The organism is Caryophanon tenue (assembly GCF_001700315.1).
Taxonomy (GTDB): domain Bacteria; phylum Bacillota; class Bacilli; order Bacillales_A; family Planococcaceae; genus Caryophanon; species Caryophanon tenue.
The window spans coordinates 33627-51412 of sequence record NZ_MASJ01000039.1 but is presented as its reverse complement, the minus strand read 5'-3'; the positions used below and the strand labels follow the sequence as shown (position 1 = coordinate 51412).

12 protein-coding genes and 1 pseudogene are annotated in these 17786 nt (G+C 39.3%); 10 read left to right on the top strand and 3 right to left on the bottom strand.

Annotated elements, in window-relative coordinates:
• Window positions 1-260 precede the first annotated feature (260 nt).
• Complete coding sequence (locus A6M13_RS13400; RefSeq protein WP_066547358.1) at window positions 261-3497, top strand: hypothetical protein; 3237 nt, start codon at window positions 261-263, stop codon at window positions 3495-3497.
• A 105-nt stretch (window positions 3498-3602) separates the two neighbouring features.
• On the opposite strand, the gene A6M13_RS13395 is transcribed toward A6M13_RS13400, so the two are convergent.
• Window positions 3603-4061, bottom strand: coding sequence for a hypothetical protein (locus A6M13_RS13395; RefSeq protein ID WP_066547356.1), 459 nt, complete (start codon window positions 4059-4061; stop codon window positions 3603-3605).
• A 284-nt stretch (window positions 4062-4345) separates the two neighbouring features.
• Here A6M13_RS13395 and A6M13_RS13390 point away from each other — a divergent pair, with 284 nt between their 5' ends.
• From A6M13_RS13390 to A6M13_RS13375, 4 genes and pseudogenes are all read left to right on the top strand, one after another.
• The gene (locus A6M13_RS13390; protein WP_066547354.1) at window positions 4346-4555 is read left to right on the top strand and encodes a hypothetical protein; all 210 of its coding nucleotides are present in this window, start codon (window positions 4346-4348) and stop codon (window positions 4553-4555) included.
• A 31-nt stretch (window positions 4556-4586) separates the two neighbouring features.
• Window positions 4587-5663: a 7TM-DISM domain-containing protein gene (locus A6M13_RS13385; RefSeq protein WP_066547351.1), complete on the top strand. Its 1077-nt coding sequence runs from the start codon at window positions 4587-4589 to the stop codon at window positions 5661-5663.
• Window positions 5664-5675: 12 nt separating this feature from the next.
• Window positions 5676-6134 (top strand): annotated as a pseudogene (locus tag A6M13_RS13380) (GGDEF domain-containing protein); the annotation flags it as partial.
• Window positions 6135-6284: 150 nt separating this feature from the next.
• The gene (locus A6M13_RS13375) at window positions 6285-7007 is read left to right on the top strand and encodes a class I SAM-dependent methyltransferase (protein WP_066547344.1); all 723 of its coding nucleotides are present in this window, start codon (window positions 6285-6287) and stop codon (window positions 7005-7007) included.
• 167 nt (window positions 7008-7174) lie between these two features.
• Here A6M13_RS13375 and A6M13_RS13370 read toward each other — a convergent pair whose 3' ends face one another.
• Window positions 7175-8296 carry a copper resistance D family protein gene (locus tag A6M13_RS13370; protein WP_066547341.1) on the bottom strand — a complete coding sequence of 374 codons (1122 nt, stop codon included), beginning with the start codon at window positions 8294-8296 and terminating at the stop codon, window positions 7175-7177.
• A gap of 2 nt (window positions 8297-8298) precedes the next feature.
• A complete protein-coding gene (locus A6M13_RS13365; RefSeq protein ID WP_083998368.1) occupies window positions 8299-8856 on the bottom strand; it encodes a copper resistance CopC family protein in 558 nt (185 codons plus the stop codon).
• 320 nt (window positions 8857-9176) lie between these two features.
• Between A6M13_RS13365 and A6M13_RS13360 the strand changes: the two genes are divergently transcribed.
• The 5 genes from A6M13_RS13360 to A6M13_RS13340 all read left to right on the top strand — a co-directional run bounded on the left by A6M13_RS13360 (window position 9177) and on the right by A6M13_RS13340 (window position 17500).
• Window positions 9177-10616, top strand: coding sequence for an alanine/glycine:cation symporter family protein (locus A6M13_RS13360; protein WP_066547335.1), 1440 nt, complete (start codon window positions 9177-9179; stop codon window positions 10614-10616).
• A gap of 371 nt (window positions 10617-10987) precedes the next feature.
• The gene (locus A6M13_RS13355) at window positions 10988-11836 is read left to right on the top strand and encodes a response regulator transcription factor (RefSeq protein ID WP_066547333.1); all 849 of its coding nucleotides are present in this window, start codon (window positions 10988-10990) and stop codon (window positions 11834-11836) included.
• A complete protein-coding gene (locus tag A6M13_RS13350; protein ID WP_066547331.1) occupies window positions 11833-12876 on the top strand; it encodes a HEAT repeat domain-containing protein in 1044 nt (347 codons plus the stop codon). The genes A6M13_RS13355 and A6M13_RS13350 overlap by 4 nt, the downstream gene beginning before the upstream one ends.
• Window positions 12873-14312, top strand: coding sequence for a glycosyltransferase family 2 protein (locus tag A6M13_RS13345; protein ID WP_066547329.1), 1440 nt, complete (start codon window positions 12873-12875; stop codon window positions 14310-14312). The genes A6M13_RS13350 and A6M13_RS13345 overlap by 4 nt, the downstream gene beginning before the upstream one ends.
• On the top strand, window positions 14309-17500 hold the full coding sequence (locus A6M13_RS13340; RefSeq protein ID WP_066547327.1) for a hypothetical protein: 3192 nt from the start codon (window positions 14309-14311) through the stop codon (window positions 17498-17500). Before A6M13_RS13345 ends, A6M13_RS13340 begins: the two co-directional genes overlap by 4 nt.
• Window positions 17501-17786: the final 286 nt, after the last annotated feature.

Here is a 17786-nt window from a genome sequence, read left to right as displayed (position 1 = left end):
ATCATTATTCTTCCTTCATACTTTAACATGAAATTTATATTATCTATGAATTACAAGTTTGAATTTACAAAACATTTACAAAAATTACAATTCAGTGATGTTCAGCATAACTTTCAAAAATATGGTACGATTCTAAGGCGGTTTTCACGTATTTTCGAAAAAAACGCGATTATTTCAGCTTTTTTTCAAGTTAGTAAATGTCATTTTGCAAAATGTATAGTAGAATTAAAAAGATATAGGTTGTTAGGAGGTTCTATGGAATGCATGAAGAAAATAATAGCTTAACAGTAGTTGAGCAGTTGCAACAAATGGAAGAGAAGGTAGCAGAACAATTTCAAGGCGTTGCAATTATTAGCGAAGTAACGATGGACGAAGGTGACTACGACAGCGTTCTGGAACTGGTTAAACACGAGATTGATCATAATGCTCACCAAACAGCAGTAGATGCGGTATGGCAAGCAGCACCAAAAACGATGTTACTATTTACAGTAACGACAGCAGTAAATGAATATGACGCAAACTTCTGGGCAACTGTAAGTGACAAATTGGCGTTAGCCGAAGATACAATGTGGCGTGACGCGTATATGAACGCATTAACGGCTGAAGGTTTTGCGACATTTAAAGTACAAGGTGTCCAACAATATGTAACGGCTATTTTAGGACATACGACAGTACCACGCGCACAAGTGAAAACATTTATTACGCGCATTTTACAGCCAGCGATTGACAATGGCTATAGCGCTGAAGATATTCAAACAATGATGCAACACGATGCGAAAAATATGCCAGTGAAGAGCCACGGCTTAATTCGTGCATTAAAAGACTACGTGAAACAATCAGACATGATTGTGACAGATGTACTTGCGCGTGCATTAGCGGTATGGAAAACACAAAACCGTCCATTCGCTGAAAACTTTGCAGGTGTGTTACCACAGCATATGCTAGAAGGCTTTGACGAAGTTGTTATTAAAGTGCCACGTAAAGTACAAGAAATTATCAAAATGGCAGTAGAACGCCCAACATTACGCTACAGTGTAACGGATGGCGCGGTATATTTACAATTACCGACACAAACATTCCGTCGCCAAGTGGAAGAAGTAATTTGGACGATTGAAAGCACATATGGTGAGCAACATGTGAGTGCGACACGCTTTGCCTTTGAAAACGGTGAAACAGACTTTGCTGTTGAAAAAAATGCAGGTCGTATTGCCGTAGCACCAAAGAGCACATACAATGTTACGATTACAGTAGATGGCGTTGTACAAGGGCAATGGTTCTTAGCAACAGAAGAATTTATGGTATTTGATGCAACGACAGCTGCTCAAATTCAAGCGCAAGAGTTTAGCGCCAAACAATTTATCGCTGTATTTGCAAAAAAACATCAAAAATTCACAGCAATTGACGGTATTGATGTTATGACAACAGCATTATCGGGTGAATTTGCTGGTTATACAGCAGCGGATGTACATGTAAATAAAGCTTTCGCATACAACACAGGCGACAAACGCATCGTTGTATACGCAACAGCGCGTCAATTCCTATTAAAAGGTCAAAAGCAACAAGCAGTTGTTGCGTCAGTACCAGTCTATAATGGTGAATTCTCAATCGTTGTTGGCAAGAAAACAATGGCGACATTATCACAAGCGAAACAATGGACATTAACATTAACGCATTTACAGAGTGAAGAAGCAGTCGTTGTAAATTTACATGAAGCGACATTTGTTGAAAATGAGCTAGGTCATAATGAATTAACGTTCCCAGAAAGCTTTACGACGTTTATGACGGAAAAACCTGGGCACTACACATTAAAAATGGCAAGCACATTCGGCAAAGATGCAGCGGTAACATTTGTATACGTACCAAGTACTGTTGTTTCAATCGAACAACAAGACAATGTTGTAACGTTTGAAACAGAGCTTGGCTATAAATTAGTGCCAACAAATGTACGCACATATGTACAATCAGCGGTGAAAAACACGGTAACATTAACAGAAGCGTTCCAAAAACTAAACGTAACGTTAACAATGCCACGTACAAAAGAAAAGTTACATTTCACATACTATCCACAGCAAGCAGCAGTAACAGTTGTAGAAGGCGTAACGGCATCACCAATTGGTCTTGTGACAAACGCAAATGACTTTAACTTAGAAAAAGCTGCAGTTGTGATTGATATTGACCATGTACATGGCTTAACACAAGTGGATACAGTTGAAGTGGTTGTCTATGAAACATTACAAGACGGTGCTGTAAATGAAGTAGCTGTCACTGTACACGCGACGCATCCAGAAGTGTTACCATTAGTGCAATTTGCAGATGCGACAAATACGCAAAATGTACGTGCATTACACATTCGTATTGATGCTTTACAGTTAAATGCACCACTTGTAACTGTGCACCCTGCTTATACAATTGAAGACGTAACAGCAGCTGCAAATACAGTAACGGTTGCACTTTCTGAAAATGTACACGGTGAATTCGCGCACTTATTTAACGCGGTAACAGCGACACATGTGGCGACACAAGCAGTGGCTGGTCAAACAGTAACATTTGCAGATGTAGCAGAAGGTCATTATATTGTGGCGTTACAAGCAACAACGGAATTCCCGACAGCGTTAACAGCACAAACTGGTTTTGTGGCAGTGGATACAGATGATACGTTTGCACAAGCATTATTACTGAACAACCCGTTAAGCGATGAGGGTGAGTGGGAAGAGGATGCATTACGCAGCTTAATCGCCCAAATTCACAATGCAAAAGACGTGTATGTACCATTATTAGTAGAAGATAGCTTAACATGCAGCGACTTCGGTATGATTAACATTGAAACATTACAAGAGATTATTGCAGAACAATCTGCTGAAGCACGTAAAGTGAGCTTAATCATTGCTGGCTTCCAAGATTGGGATAATGTATCTGTAGAGCGTGCATTAGGTGCAGATTATATTTTAGTATCAAATAAAACAGTATATGCACCAAAAAAATTAGCGACATATGCAAATTATAAAGGTCGTCAATTCGTATGGAGCTATAACTACTCGCCACAGCAAGAGCAAGTATTTAAAGGCTTTAGCTTAACGCATGAAGTATTAAATACATTAGCAGCACAACAAAGCCCACAAGCGGTGAAGCAAGTTGCTGCATTCGTACAACGTTTCATGCAGCCATTAGAACAAATGGTGACAACATATGGAAACTTACCAATGGTTGAAGCATTTGTTGAAACAGTACTATCTCGTAAAGGTGAGCCATTCACATTTACAACTGGTTTAGTAGCGTTCTGGAACAGTGTATTATTCTTCCACGAGCATGACTTATCAGCGGAAGATGTTGAATTTGTACGTGAAGCAACACCAACGCTTTATGCATTAGCAACAGAGTTATTTATGCATGACATCGTATTCTGGCATGCGAAGCTAGATGCATTCGATGAAGCACAAAAAGAGCATGAAGTACGCCGTAAGCAATTTGAAAATCCATCATTTGGTTGGAAAAAATAAGCGAAATAGTGCACCCTGTGAGGAATTTCCTCACAGGGTGTTTTTTGGTCGAAATGAACAATAAGCGCATCCGCACATGATCGCTGAGGATGCGCTTATTGTTGTTTATGGAATATCAATGAATATATCCATAGTAATCGGTCTATCGATGGTTTCTAAAGATTCTACCGGTAACCAAAAATCAGCAATTACTTCTAGTGTATAGCGCCCTTTTTTAAGTTCTAAATTGGATAGTTGTGTAAAATCAACGCGAAGTGCTTTATTTTGTTCGAGCGTTGTTGTTACTAATTGTTCGGTCATCGCGTCTACATATTCACGTTTGCCGTGTTCATCGTAAAGATTGAACAAAAAAATGCTTCCACCATGCTCGATGTTTTGTGTCTCGTCCTCACCTGTATACGTAATGGTCGCGTAGGCAGTCGGGCTCTCCTCCACGATAACATCAATGTCAAAATCGTCTACTTGCCGCGTCATATGCGTCGTTTCCTTGTTCGATGCTGCATCTCCGCAACCAGCAAGGACAATAAGCATAACAGCTACTACATAAAGATAGTTTTTCATCATACCGATACCTCCTTTCTAGATAAACGTTGTCAACGTGTATATTGTTACAAAAAACCCCTATAGGATATGAACTGTTAAATGAACAGGAAATAAATGATGTTTTTATACAATGAGTAGGACTAAAGTTTTTTTAAATAAATTACTAAAAAGATGAAAAAACGTTTATGTAGAGTGAGTTAATCGATACTTTTGTTAAGTGTATAGTTCAAACATTTTACCTTATTAGGAAGCGGGTAACAATATACATGTAATATAATAGACAGCAAGTAAAAGGAGGGTCTTACATGAGAAGAATTTATATATGTATATGCTTCATTAGTATCTTCTTCTTCGGTGTGACACCTACTAATGCGACGACAATTAATGATACGCCAACAAATACAACATTACACCACTGGAACTTTTACAACGATGCGTTTGTAGTTGAGGATCGCGACACCATCGCGCATGAACAGGTAACGATACCACATCGTTGGGGAAATTTTTTTTGGTGACAAAAATGGCTATGGTACGTATGTAACGAGATTGCAATTTGATGAAGCGTTAATTGGTGAACTGTATACGCTCTATATACCATATGCTGCGACGGCGTATACGCTTTATTTCAACGGTGTTGAGCAAGTACGTATGGGCGAGATTAGCAAGACAGAAAAAGGCTTTTCACCACAGCAACAAGTGAAATTACATCAATTTACCGTGCTAGCAACAGAAATCGTCGTGGCGTTACAAGTGGCGAATTTCTCCAATATGGTTGGAGGGGCAGAACGCGCAATTCTTGTTGGTCCGAGTGATAGCATGATTAAATATTATCAAAGCGAAAAAAAACGAGAACATTTTATTTTAGGCTGCTTTTTATTTATGGTCATTAATATGTTCAGCCTTTATTATTTTAGACGGCAAGAAACATCCTATTTATGGGTTGGTCTTATCGGATTATTTTTAATTTTATGGTATGTGTTCTCAAAGGACCATTTAATTATGGATATTTTCCCGAATTTAAGCTGGGAATGGATGACGAAATTAGAATTATTAATCGTCTTTTTAGCCTTTGCTTTTTACAATAAATACATTTCAGTTGCGTATAAAAATTATTATAACCAGCAAATTCCATTCTATTCATTTGTATCATTGGGCATTTTGCTTGTGTTATGCATCTTCTTACCTGTATCGAGCATTGTTATTTTATTTAATATTGCAAGTGTGTTGATTATTTTTTTCGCCTTACATGTGGCGTATATGAGCTATCGTTTACTGCGAGACAAGCAGCCGTATGCACGAGCAATTGTGCTAACGAATTTGGCATTCTTTATACCATTTATTCAAGATATGTTTTATATTCAAGGGTTTATTAATACAAATTATTATTCAATTTATGGTTTTATGTTCTTTTCATTTGGCTCTTTAGTGATGTTGAATTTTGAGCATACGAAAAAATACCGAGAGTCGGAAACCTATAATTTAGCATTAACAGCAATTAATCAAGGGCTTGAAGAAACGGTAGAGGAGCGGACGCGAGAGTTACGCGAAAAAAACCATCAGCTCGAATTGTTAACGGTGCGAGACGGCTTGACGAATATTGCAAATCGTCGTTATTTTGACTAACAGTTAGCCACACATTTACGCAAAGTGAAGATTCATCACGAATTATGTTCATTAATTTTATTCGATATTGATTTTTTTAAGCAGTATAACGATTATTATGGACATGCAGATGGGGATGAAGTGTTGAAAAAAATTGCTCATATTGCGACCATTTGTGTTGGGGAGGACGGCATGGTCGCACGGTATGGCGGTGAAGAGTTTGCAGTCATTGTGCCAAATAAAACACTCAAAGAAGCCTATGTTTTAGCGCATTTTTTACGCGAGTCCATTGAAAATGAGCGGATGCCGCATCGAAAAAGCGAAGTGTACGGTGTTGTCACTGTAAGTGTTGGTGTAGCACAGGCGATTGAAATCTGTGATGCAAAAGGGATTATTGTGGCAGCAGATGCAGCTTTATATAGTGCGAAGCATAATGGACGAAACAAAGTATGTACAGCAACAGAGCTAAATGTTTCGGAGAACTTAGGCTGAACATATAAGACGATATAAAAAGAGCATACAAAAACCTTCAGTATAGATAGCTGAAGGTTTTTTCGTACGTATGAAATATCTGTAACAAGGACTTTATGCATGTCATGTCGAACTGAATAAGCAAGACGATTTTAGAAAGTAGGGATGTTGATGATTCCGCTTGTATATGACCAAATTAATCTCTACGAACGAGATAAAAACTTTTTTCGCCAATTATTGCAGCAGCTTGAAGTGAAAACACTTGCCGATGTTGGCTGTGGTACAGGGCGTCTAACATTGGCATTTGCCGAAGACGGCTATCACATTACCGCAATTGACCCACATGAAGGCGCAATTGCATATGCCAAAAAGAAAGTAGCGGCACAGCCAATTACATGGATTGTTGGTGATAGCCGTCAGCTCCGAACGAATACATATGATGCAGTTGTGATGACAGCGAATGTCGCCCAAGTATTTGTAACCGAAGAAAGTTGGCATGACGTCGTTGCGGATGTTTTTCGCGCGTTAAAGCCAGGTGGACATTTTATTTTTGATACGCGTAACCCACTTGCGAAAGTGTGGGAGCAATGGATGCAAGATACAACGCCAGATTCCGCAGTTGATGAAGTTAGTGGGGAGCCACTTGATATTTGGACACATTATGAAGGGACGAACGGGGATGTGTTGACCTATATTGAAACTGTGAAAAGGCAGCGTACGGGTGAAGTGATTGCGCAAGAAAAAAGCCGATTAAAATTTCGAACAAAACAAGTGATTGAACAGGCGTTACAGCAAGCTGGGTTTGTAAACATAACCGTGTATGGTGATTGGACATTCACTGTAGCAACACCACAAACACAATCATTCATTTTCCATAGTGTAAAAGGCGATTGAGAAACATCGTTTTGTTCTAAGCCGTATCTGCTATATGGCGTAGCGCCAAAAGTAAAAAAATATCCTTCAGCCGTTGTCGTTGCTGAAGGATATTTTTTTGTCTCAATCTCTTATTGCCATTTAAAGAATGAGTTGGTACAACTAACTTTTAGCCACGTCAGTATGATTTAATGCCCCATACCGCCACCCATAAAGCCAGGTGGACGAATGACCGATGTCGTCATTAATAAAAAGTAAATGCATAACACTACGATGCACCCAATGATAAATGATACAGCAGGCGGTAATTTTTTTAAGAAAAATGAACCAACTAATGCAATGATAGATAGCAATGAGCCGAATAAAAATAGCACGGATTGGATGTTCACCACAAAGCCAATCGAGCTTCCTGCTTCTACAACGACATCAGGATGGAACCATTTAAAAATAGGTGATAATGCTTCAGTTGTTACATTATGACCTGGTGGTGGCTGTTGTGTAAAAGCCCCTGTTACAATTAATAATACCCCAAGTAATAAGCCTTCTAGACGCATCCATGGGAGCGGATTAAAATCGGTATTGCGCGATAGTTTAAAGCGCGCAATCAAACTGCTGGCACCAGCAAACAGTAAAATCGGAACTACTAATAAATGTTTGAGCAGCATACCTTGTCCATAATCAACCATCCAGGCATTAATATAGCCGTCTACAAGAATATCCATCAGTAAAAAGCCACTAATTGCTAATGTTGCGACACAGCCGATTGCTGTATACGTAAACCAGTTTAAAAATGCAATCCAGTTTTGAGTATTGGTTGCGAAATAGCCAACGACAAGTAAAATCCCAACCCACACGCTCATCGCGATTAAGTGAATCATATCACTTGTTACACCTAAAACTTTATCCATCGCAGCTGCATGACTTGACCAAGCGAGTGCTAGCATTAGCAGTATCGTCAGCATCATGCCAACAAATGATAATAGCTTTGTTTGCTGTGTACGTGTGATGACAAATAGTAAAATAAGCGAAATGAAAAGGGTTGCGTCCCAAGCTGTTCCAATCGTATACGTTAAAAGTACAATTTGAAGCGCTTCGAAGAAACCGAGACGCGGCGCAATGTAAAGCGTAATTTCAAGTACCGGGAAAAACGCCAAAATCGGTACAGATAAGACGCTTATCAGTAATACTTTTTGAGGTACATAAATGGCTGGGCGGTGCTGTTCAGGCACAAGACGCAATATAAAGTTGCCCATTAATATGGCAAAGCTAATATAGAGCAGTGCCTGACTTAGCATTACGAGTACAGCCATCGTTAGTTTTTACGCAAGAAGAAGAACACACCGCCAACTAACGCGATAATACCAACAACAACGGCAATTAACATTGTCGCTGATGGACCTGTCACTTCTTCTTCCTCATTTGCTGTTTCGCTTGGCGCTTCTGTTGCTTCATTTTCATCGGTTGTTACATCTTCTATTTCTTCTGTTACTGGTTCTTCAGCTACGGGCTCTTCAATCGGCGCATTTACCGTAAATGTATAGGCACCTTCTAGTGGATGACCATCTTCACTAATGATGCTCCAATCAACAGTATACGATTCATTTGGTAATGGCTCTGCGAATGTACCAATTAATTGACCTTCACCAATTGTCGTTGTGACATCGACTGCTGTACCTGTTGCAGACGTTACATCAATATAACTTCCTTGCTCAATATTACCGTCAAAGTTTAATGTAATTTCTTGTAATGCTTCGGTAACGGTTTCACCATCTGCAGGGCTCGTTTCGCCAATATATGAATGGGCGAACGCTGTAGCCGACATACTTGTTGCAATAGCAGTTGCTGCTACCGCTGAGAAAAATCGTTTCATAAAAAGCCTCCTAACACGAATAAAAAATCTTTTCCGTCCTTATTGTATATGAAAGCGTCAGTAAAACAGAAGGAAATGCCTACATTTTCAATTCATTTTCAGCAGTTTTGTCAAAATTTCGACGTATGCGTGAAGTTCTTATGGGAAATAAGCGTAGCGTATGTGAAAATAGGGAACGAAAAAAGAGATAAAGTAACAGAATAGTTTTTAAAAAGAGAATTTTTGAAAGAAATGGACATTTCATCGTACATTGAAACAATGAATAAATGTCATGTAAAATAGAAAAGAATGCATAGTATGAAATCAAAAGGAGGGAAACAATGGAGATATTTTCAGCAATTATTGGTGATATTAATCACTTTCTCTACACATACTTATTAATTTATGTGCTTGTGGGAATTGGATTATTTTTCACGATTAAAACAAAATTTATTCAGTTCCGCTTATTCCCGGACATGCTTAAGACGATTACGGAAAAAGCAGAGGTAGACGCGGACGGACGAAAAGGAATTTCACCGTTCCAAGCATTTACAATTTCAGCAGCTTCTCGTATTGGTACAGGGAATATTGCTGGGGTTGCAACAGCAATTGCATTAGGAGGACCTGGTGCAGTATTTTGGATGTGGATGATTGCCTTGATTGGTGCAGGTTCATCATTAATTGAAAGTACGTTAGCGCAAGTGTATAAAACACGCGATGCAAAAACAGGTGCTTTCCGTGGTGGTCCAGCGTATTATATGGAACGTGGACTTAAAAAGCGTTGGTTAGGCGTTGTGTTTGCGATTGTTATTACGATTACATATGGCTTTGTTTTCAACGCTGTACAAGCAAATACAATTACGATTGCGTTTGAGGAAAGTTTCGGCTTTGACCGAACTGTTGTCGGTATTATACTTGCTGTGATGACAGCGACTATTATTTTCGGTGGACTAAAGCGTATTGTGACAATTACGCAAACTGTTGTACCAGTAATGGCAATTGCCTACATCATTGTGGCGATTATCGTGATGATTGTGAATTTTAAAGAATTGCCAGGTGTGTTTTTACTTATTTTCAAATCAGCATTCGGGTTTGAAGAAGCATTTGCCGGAATGATTGGTGCAGCTGTGTTACAAGGGATTAAGCGAGGGCTATTCTCGAATGAAGCTGGTATTGGTTCAGCGCCAAACGCTGCAGCAACAGCAGCTGTTTCTCACCCTGTAAAACAAGGGTTAAGCCAATCTTTAGGTGTATTTATTGATACATTATTAGTATGTACAGCGACAGCGGCAATTGTGTTATTAAGCGACGCATATCGTGCGTCTGATGCAGCATCTGTCAACTTAACCCAACTATCATTAGTCGATAGTTTAGGCGAATGGGCAAGCATCTTTTTAGCGATCGCGGTATTCTTATTTGCATACACAACGATTATTGGTAACTACTACTACGGCGAAACAAATATGGAGTTTTTAAAAGAAAACAAAGTAATCTTAAATGTTTTCCGTCTATTTGTTGTCGGGTTCGTGTTATTTGGCTCGGTGGCGAAAGTACAAATTGTGTGGGACTTAGCAGACGTATCGATGGCTGTTATGGCATTTATTAACTTAATCGCAATTTTACTGTTATGGAAAGTTGCAAAACCAGTCATTGATGATTATATGGTGCAACGTAAAGCAGGGAAAAATCCTGTGTTCTATAAAAAGAATGTTGAAGGATTAGAAGATTTAGAGTGCTGGGGCGATGATTTCCATCACACAGACGATAACGTAAAAAAATAAAACTTTCGTAATCGAAAGAAATATTGAACATAAAGAGTGGTAGGAGAAAAGCTAAAATTTCTCCTATCACTTTCTTTTTATGTCAATCTTATTTTGTAACGTAATAAGGATTTTTAAGGGAAAAGTATAAATATAATGTGGGAATTGCGATTTTAAAAGAAATAGAGGACTATATATATATAGGGTGGCGAAATTAATCATACAAAAGTATGTGTGAAAAAATAATGGGAAGGGTAAAAGAATATATTACAATACAACGTGCTTTTGTCATACATGCAATGGCATTGGAAAAGAAGTATACTAAAAAATGTTATTTATTAATGAGCGGAACACATTGTATTGCTAGCAAAATTTTTATGAGGATGTTGTATATGAATAATCAATTGTTAAAGCAATTTAAAGAAATATTGGCGCTCGATGTAACGAGCCGATTATTTAATTTATTAAAAGCGAATATCGCTCGAACAAAGTCGAGCATTTCAGTATTACTGATTGAAACATTGACCGCCAATGAAACATTGCCACACTTCTTATCGCAAGAAATTCGTCAAAATGATACGTTGTTTATGGTGGAGCATGAAGGGTTTATTGGTGTGCTTTTAACACAAAGTGGTGAGCAGGAAGCAACCGCATTTTTACGCCGCATTTTTGAGCGCTATAAGGAATATGATGAAGGTGCAATGATACATGCACACATTACCGATATTCGTACATCTGATGTATCATTAGACGCGGTGATTGACGCGGCTGTTGCTAAATTAAAGAAGCAACGAGAACCGTGGTTTATTTATTCGAATAATGCGTATCAACAACCGACACAGGAAACGGTGAAAGTGAGTGTCATTGAAGAGAATCCGATTTTTCGCCAAGTATTATATGCGGAGCTAGAACGTTTACAACTGAAACATTTCTCGTTAGAAATTGCGGTGTTTGCGGATGGCTATGAATTTTTACAGTCTGATTTTTATGTGTCGTCACATTTACATTTAGTCATTGTAAATGATATTTTACCGCGAAAAAATGGTATGGCGGTCGTGCATCATTTACGACATATGCCCAATCAGCGAAAGTTTATCATTTATATGATGACGAGCCGCATGTCAGAGATGGATATGATTTCAGCGTATAAGAGCGGTGTCGATGAGTATTTAGTGAAGCCGTTTAATCTCCGTCTATTTGAGGCACAAATTGAACGTACCTTTGAGAGGTTATGGCTATGAGTGTGTCCATTACGGTGTTAGTAAATATTATTGGGCTACTTGTTTTCTTGTTAGTGCTGTTAATGGGTTATGTTCTGTATAAGCGCTCGCAGCAAAATCGAGTGCTTGCAGAAAAAGAAGCCTATATGGCGCAATATGAACAGCAATGGTACAACTATTTAGTGTTGAACGAACCATTTGACAAAGCACTTGTCCCAAAGGAAAAGGGTGAATTTGTAGCGGTAGAAGAAATTTTACTCGCGTATGTTGACCACGTATCGAATACGTATATTCATGAGAAAATCACATATTTCGCCAAAAAGTACTTATATAATTATTACGGCAAGATGATGACGGTACGCAAATGGAGTTATCGCATGAACGCTATCGTGCGCATTGTAGATTTTCAGATTGATACGTTGTTGCCGAAATGCGTGGATTATTATGAGAAAAATCCGACGCAAGAAGAGCGCTACATTTTACTTCAGGCAATAGCACTGTTTGACCCTCACTACTTTACCGAGCGATTATTCACTAATAATGAAGTGACCTTTTCTGAATTTGAATACCGCCGTATTTTTACAATGATTGAGCCAACTCTCTTACTTGAAATTGCCGAGCGTTATGAGGAACTGCCACAAAAAATTAAACAATATGCCTTAATTGATACATTAGGCGTAGTAAAAGATTTTGCGTATATGCCTATATTAGAACGTGCGTTGACCTCGCATGATATTGAATTACGCATTCGCGCGTTAAAAGGATTGAATAATTTTAACTGGGTGAGTGATGTATCAATATATATTCCTTTTTCCCGCTCTGCAATTTGGGAAGAGCGCTTAATGTTAGCGAAAATTTTACGGTATGTACCGTTGTCGCATAGTAAAAGTTTATTGCGTGTACTGATTCAAGACCGCAATTGGTGGGTGCGCAAACAAGCTGCCGAAACAATTGCGTTGCAAAAAGGTGGAGGGGCATTTTTAGAAGACTTAGCACTTCATTCTGAGGATGCCTTCACAAAAGATATTGCACAAGAAATGCTAGCGAAGGTGATGACATGATACGAACAATTATTGAATATTTGATGCTGTTTTTTGGCTCGTTTATTTTAGTGTATATGCTAATCGTCATCAGTTCGTATGTCATGATGTTAATTTATGCATTAAAGCGGCTACGCAAAGAGCAAGGGCTTGATAAAAGCGATTACGAGAAAGTGCATTTAAATGCGATGTACTCGAAGCCGATTTCGATTATTGTGCCAGCTTATAATGAAGAAATAGGCGTTGTCGATAGCGTCCATTCATTGTTGAATTTAAACTACCCTGAAGTGGAGATTATTATTGTTAATGACGGTTCAAAAGACCAAACGTTACAGCGGGCTATTGAAGCCTTTCAAATGGTACCAATTCAGCGCATTGTGCGTAAAGAAATTCCATCTAAAGAGATTATTCAACTGTATCAATCGACCATTTATCAAAACTGTATTTTAGTAGATAAAGAAAATGGTGGTAAAGCAGATGCACTAAATGCAGGGATTAATGTCTCGAAATACCCGTATTTTTGCTCGATTGATGGCGATTCGATTTTAGATGCTAACTCGCTTGTACGCATTATGAAACCGATTATGCAATCAAACGGCGAAGTCATTGCAGTAGGTGGCAATGTGCGCATTGCCAATGGTGTTGATATGGAACTTGGTACCGTAAAGCAACAAATGATGTCGAAAAACGCAATTGTTGTCATGCAAATTATTGAATATTTACGTGCCTTTTTAATGGGGCGCATTGCATTTAGTCGCTTTAATTTAGTATTAATTATTTCAGGCGCATTTAGTGTGTTTTCGAAAAAATATGTCATTGACGTTGGTGGTTATGCCGTCAGTACAATTGGTGAAGATATGGAGCTTGTTGTAAAACTGCATCGCCATTTAAAAGAAACGGATGATGATAAGCGCATAGAATTTGTGGCTGATCCGGTTTGTTGGACGGAAGCACCCGAATCGCTCAATGTGCTTCGCAAACAACGTCGACGTTGGCATCAAGGGCTTCTTGAAAGTTTATGGAAGCATCGCCGGATGACACTTAATCCAAAATACGGCGGTGTCGGGCTTGTATCGTTCCCTTATTTTTGGCTGATTGAATGTTTAGGACCTGTTATTGAATTAGGCGGTTATATTTATGTCATTTGTGCCTATTTTTTAGGCGGTGTTTATTACGAAGTGGCATTGCTATTATTATTATTGTTCGTGATTTACGGCTCGCTGTTTTCAGCCATTGCTGTGCTCTTTGAAGCATGGACATTGGATCGTTATCCGAGTGCGCGCGAATTATCGCGTGTCGTGGTGCTCGCACTAACAGAAATTTTCTGGTATCGTCCATTAACATTAATTTGGCGTTTAGAAGGATTTGTTCATTTCTTCTTAGGACGTAAAGAATGGGGCAATATGGAGAGAAAAGGTATTTCGAAAGAATCTAGCACGAAGGAGCAAAAAGTGTGAAAAAAGTGTATCTCGGTATTTTAATCGTGCTATTACTGATTGGCACACCATTTGTACTTTGGCATTTGCGCAGTGACACACCACTGCAAATTGCCATTATTGATAAAAGTGTACCGAAGCCAACGTATCGGGAGCATTTAGGGCTGACATGGCTACTGAACTATGAAAAGTATACGTTAGACGGTGATATGTATGATGAGGCACGCCATTATTTCGGCGCTGTGCCGAATGAAGCTGGTGACGCTATTACGGTACGTGATTTGCCGACAGATTATAGCGATTATGATGTCATTTATGTAGCGGATACGTACGGTGTTTTTGAAGATGATTTACAAAAGGATGACACTGAGCGTTTAGGTGAACGTTCAGAAAAAGTGTACGGTGGTTTAGCGCTAGAAGAATGGCAAAGTATGATTAGCCGTTTAAGTATGGAAGAAAAAAGCCTATTGTTAGCGGAGTACAATTCATTTGCCTCGCCGACATTTGGTGACGTGCGTAGTGAAATGATGGAGTTTATGGGCGTCAATTGGGACGGCTGGGTTGGCCGTTATTTTGATGAGTTAGACTTTGACAAAAACAAAGAAATTCCACAATGGATTGTGAGTGAATATGGTGATACGTGGACATATGAAGGTGGTGGCTTCGTCATCGTCAATGATTTTACTGAGGAGCTATTTGTTTTAGAATTAGATGAGCATGTCGATGAAGCGGGCATTGCGCTACAGTTTACCGAGGCAGGAAAAGAGCAATTCGGCTTAACGGATAGTGCGAACTATAATTATTGGTTCGATATTGTAAGTGCGTATCCGAGTGCCACAACGTATGCAACGTACGATTGGTCATTAACGGAAAAAGGGGAACAATTGCTTGAACAGCATGGTGTCCCACAACAATTTGCCGCAATTATTGGGAAAGACCGCCAATATGCAACGTCGTATTATTTTGCAGGAGACTATAATGATATTCAAACGGTTCCTGCCTTTTATCAGTTTATTGGTACGCCAACATTGTATAAATTTATGCAATACTTTGCAGATGATGCCTTTTACTGGACGACATATGTGCCACTTGTTTCAAAGATTTTAGAGGACTTTGAAGCAAAAGAAGTGGAAGAAGTTGCTGTGCCGCAAGACTTACATCATAATGCGCGCATTGCTGGCAACGCATTTGAAGTACAGCATGCAGATGGTTCATGGCAAGCCATTCCGATTAAAGGTGTGAACCTAGGGATGGGGAAACCTGGCTACTTCCCTGGAGAAGCAGCGATTACCGAAGAAGAATACTATCGTTGGTTCGAGCAAATTGCGGAGATGAACAGTAATACCGTTCGTGTATATACATTGCAGCCAACTGGATTTTATAATGCGTTAAAATCATTTAATGAACAAGCAGAAGAGCCGTTACTCATTATGCACGGTGTATGGATTAACGAGGAACAACTTGTTGAGTCTCTCGACGCCTTCTCAACAGAGCCACTAGAAGGATTCCAAGAAGAAATGCGTACGATTGTGGATGTAATTCATGGCAATGCGTATGTACCAACACGTGTCGGTCATGCATCAGGGATGTATGATGCGGATGTTTCTGAATATATTTTGGGCTGGATTATTGGTATTGAATGGTTCCAAGATATGGTTGTCGGTACGAATGAGAAGCATGCCAATATCGGTGAATATACAGGAACATATACTGAAACAAAAGGCGCTGCACCATTCGAGCATTGGCTTGCAGCACAAATGGATTATATTTTAACCTATGAAGCGGAACATTATCATTGGATTCGTCCGATTAGCTTTACAAACTGGGTAACAACCGATATTTTAGACCATCCGTATGAGCCGAACCCTCAAACGGAAGATTTAGTCGGTGTAGACCCGAATAAAATCTTTTTAAAGGGGGATGCACAAATAACGGGACAATTTGCTTCTTATCATGTGTATCCGTACTATCCAGACTTTTTAAACTATGATGAAAACTTATTAAATTATGTAGACCATCGTGGTAATAAAAATAGCTATGCGGGCTATTTACATGAGTTACGCAGTGTACACCCAACGATGCCGGTATTAATTGCCGAGTTTGGTATCCCATCGTCTCGTGGGAAAACGCACCGTAATGTGTATGGTTGGGACCAAGGTGGCGTGTCGGAAGAAGACCAAGGGAAGTATTTAGTGAGCTTATTTGAAGACATTATGGCAGAGGACTATTTAGGTGGCCTTGTATTTACATGGCAAGATGAATGGTTTAAACGTACATGGAACACGATGGATTATGACCATCCTGAGCGTCGACCGTATTGGTCTAACCAACAAACGAGTGAGCAGCATTTCGGCTTACTTGCGTTTGAAACAATGAAAATTAAAGTGGACGACGATACGAGCGATTGGGAAAACATTGAACCACTTTACGAATCCGAGCAATCGCAAATGCGCATTACCCATGATGAAGCATATATGTACGTCAAGCTTCAAAGCGATATCTTGAAAAATGGGCAGGCACGCATTGTCTTTGACACCGTACCAGGGCAAGGCAATACGACAGCAACGTCCATTCCAAATACGGTATTTACAAACCCGTTAGAATTTGTTGTCGAAATGACAAATACAGGGCAGTCTCGTATTACGATGGATACGTATTATGACTTTTATAACTATTTATATGCAGTGGAAGTGAAGCCACCGATGATTCCGAACAAAATGCCGAATCCAACGAAAGATAGTGGCGATTTTACAACGATTGACTTTGTATTAAATAAGCAATTAACAGTACCAGCCACTGGAGAGCTCTTACCGTTTAGTCAATACGAAACGGGTGCGTTAACAAAAGGAAATGGCAACCCCGAACATGAAGACTATAATTCAATGGTCGACTATTCATGGCATGACGATACGATCGAACTGCGTATTCCATGGCAAATGTTTCAAGCACGTGACCCTGGGCAACGTGAATTTATGGGCGACTTTTATACAAACGGGCGAGAAGCGGCTGTACAAGTGGATGAGATTTATACCGGTGTCGTGTTATTAGATGAACAAGGTGATGTTGCTGAAGCTATGCCGGCTGCGTCAAATGGTACAATTCCAGCACTTGCCCCATATACGTGGGAAAAGTGGGATATCCCACCAAGTAAAGAACGTCTAAAACAGTCGTACTATATTGTGAAAGAAGCATTTGAGCAAGTGAAGTGAAGAAAAAAAGATTAAGATTGGGACAAAAAGAAATATCCTTCAGCAACGATAACTGCTGAAGGATATTTTTTCTGCTTTAGGCGCTACTCTACATAGCGGACGCGTTTCGCAGGCACGGCTTAAGGCAAACACGATATTTGTCACATCTGCCTTGCCAAAGAAATTTTCTGTTGCTCGGTCCTGTGCTTTTCGAAATGAAGAGAATGACTGAATGCCACATTTCTTGCACAGTTAAACTCCGCTACATATGCTTTTTCGTATTTTTTATCAATAAATAGGTCTTACT

What these genes read in the sequence shown, in the direction of transcription:
- A6M13_RS13360 (WP_066547335.1), top strand. Translation starts at nt 9,177, where the DNA reads ATGGAGATATTTTCAGCAATTATTGGTGATATTAATCACTTTCTCTAC.
- A6M13_RS13400 (WP_066547358.1), top strand. Translation starts at nt 261, where the DNA reads ATGCATGAAGAAAATAATAGCTTAACAGTAGTTGAGCAGTTGCAACAA.
- A6M13_RS13370 (WP_066547341.1), bottom strand. Translation starts at nt 8,296, where the DNA reads ATGGCTGTACTCGTAATGCTAAGTCAGGCACTGCTCTATATTAGCTTT.
- A6M13_RS13390 (WP_066547354.1), top strand. Translation starts at nt 4,346, where the DNA reads ATGAGAAGAATTTATATATGTATATGCTTCATTAGTATCTTCTTCTTC.
- A6M13_RS13355 (WP_066547333.1), top strand. Translation starts at nt 10,988, where the DNA reads ATGAATAATCAATTGTTAAAGCAATTTAAAGAAATATTGGCGCTCGAT.
- A6M13_RS13350 (WP_066547331.1), top strand. Translation starts at nt 11,833, where the DNA reads ATGAGTGTGTCCATTACGGTGTTAGTAAATATTATTGGGCTACTTGTT.
- A6M13_RS13375 (WP_066547344.1), top strand. Translation starts at nt 6,285, where the DNA reads ATGATTCCGCTTGTATATGACCAAATTAATCTCTACGAACGAGATAAA.
- A6M13_RS13345 (WP_066547329.1), top strand. Translation starts at nt 12,873, where the DNA reads ATGATACGAACAATTATTGAATATTTGATGCTGTTTTTTGGCTCGTTT.
- A6M13_RS13365 (WP_083998368.1), bottom strand. Translation starts at nt 8,856, where the DNA reads ATGAAACGATTTTTCTCAGCGGTAGCAGCAACTGCTATTGCAACAAGT.
- A6M13_RS13395 (WP_066547356.1), bottom strand. Translation starts at nt 4,061, where the DNA reads ATGATGAAAAACTATCTTTATGTAGTAGCTGTTATGCTTATTGTCCTT.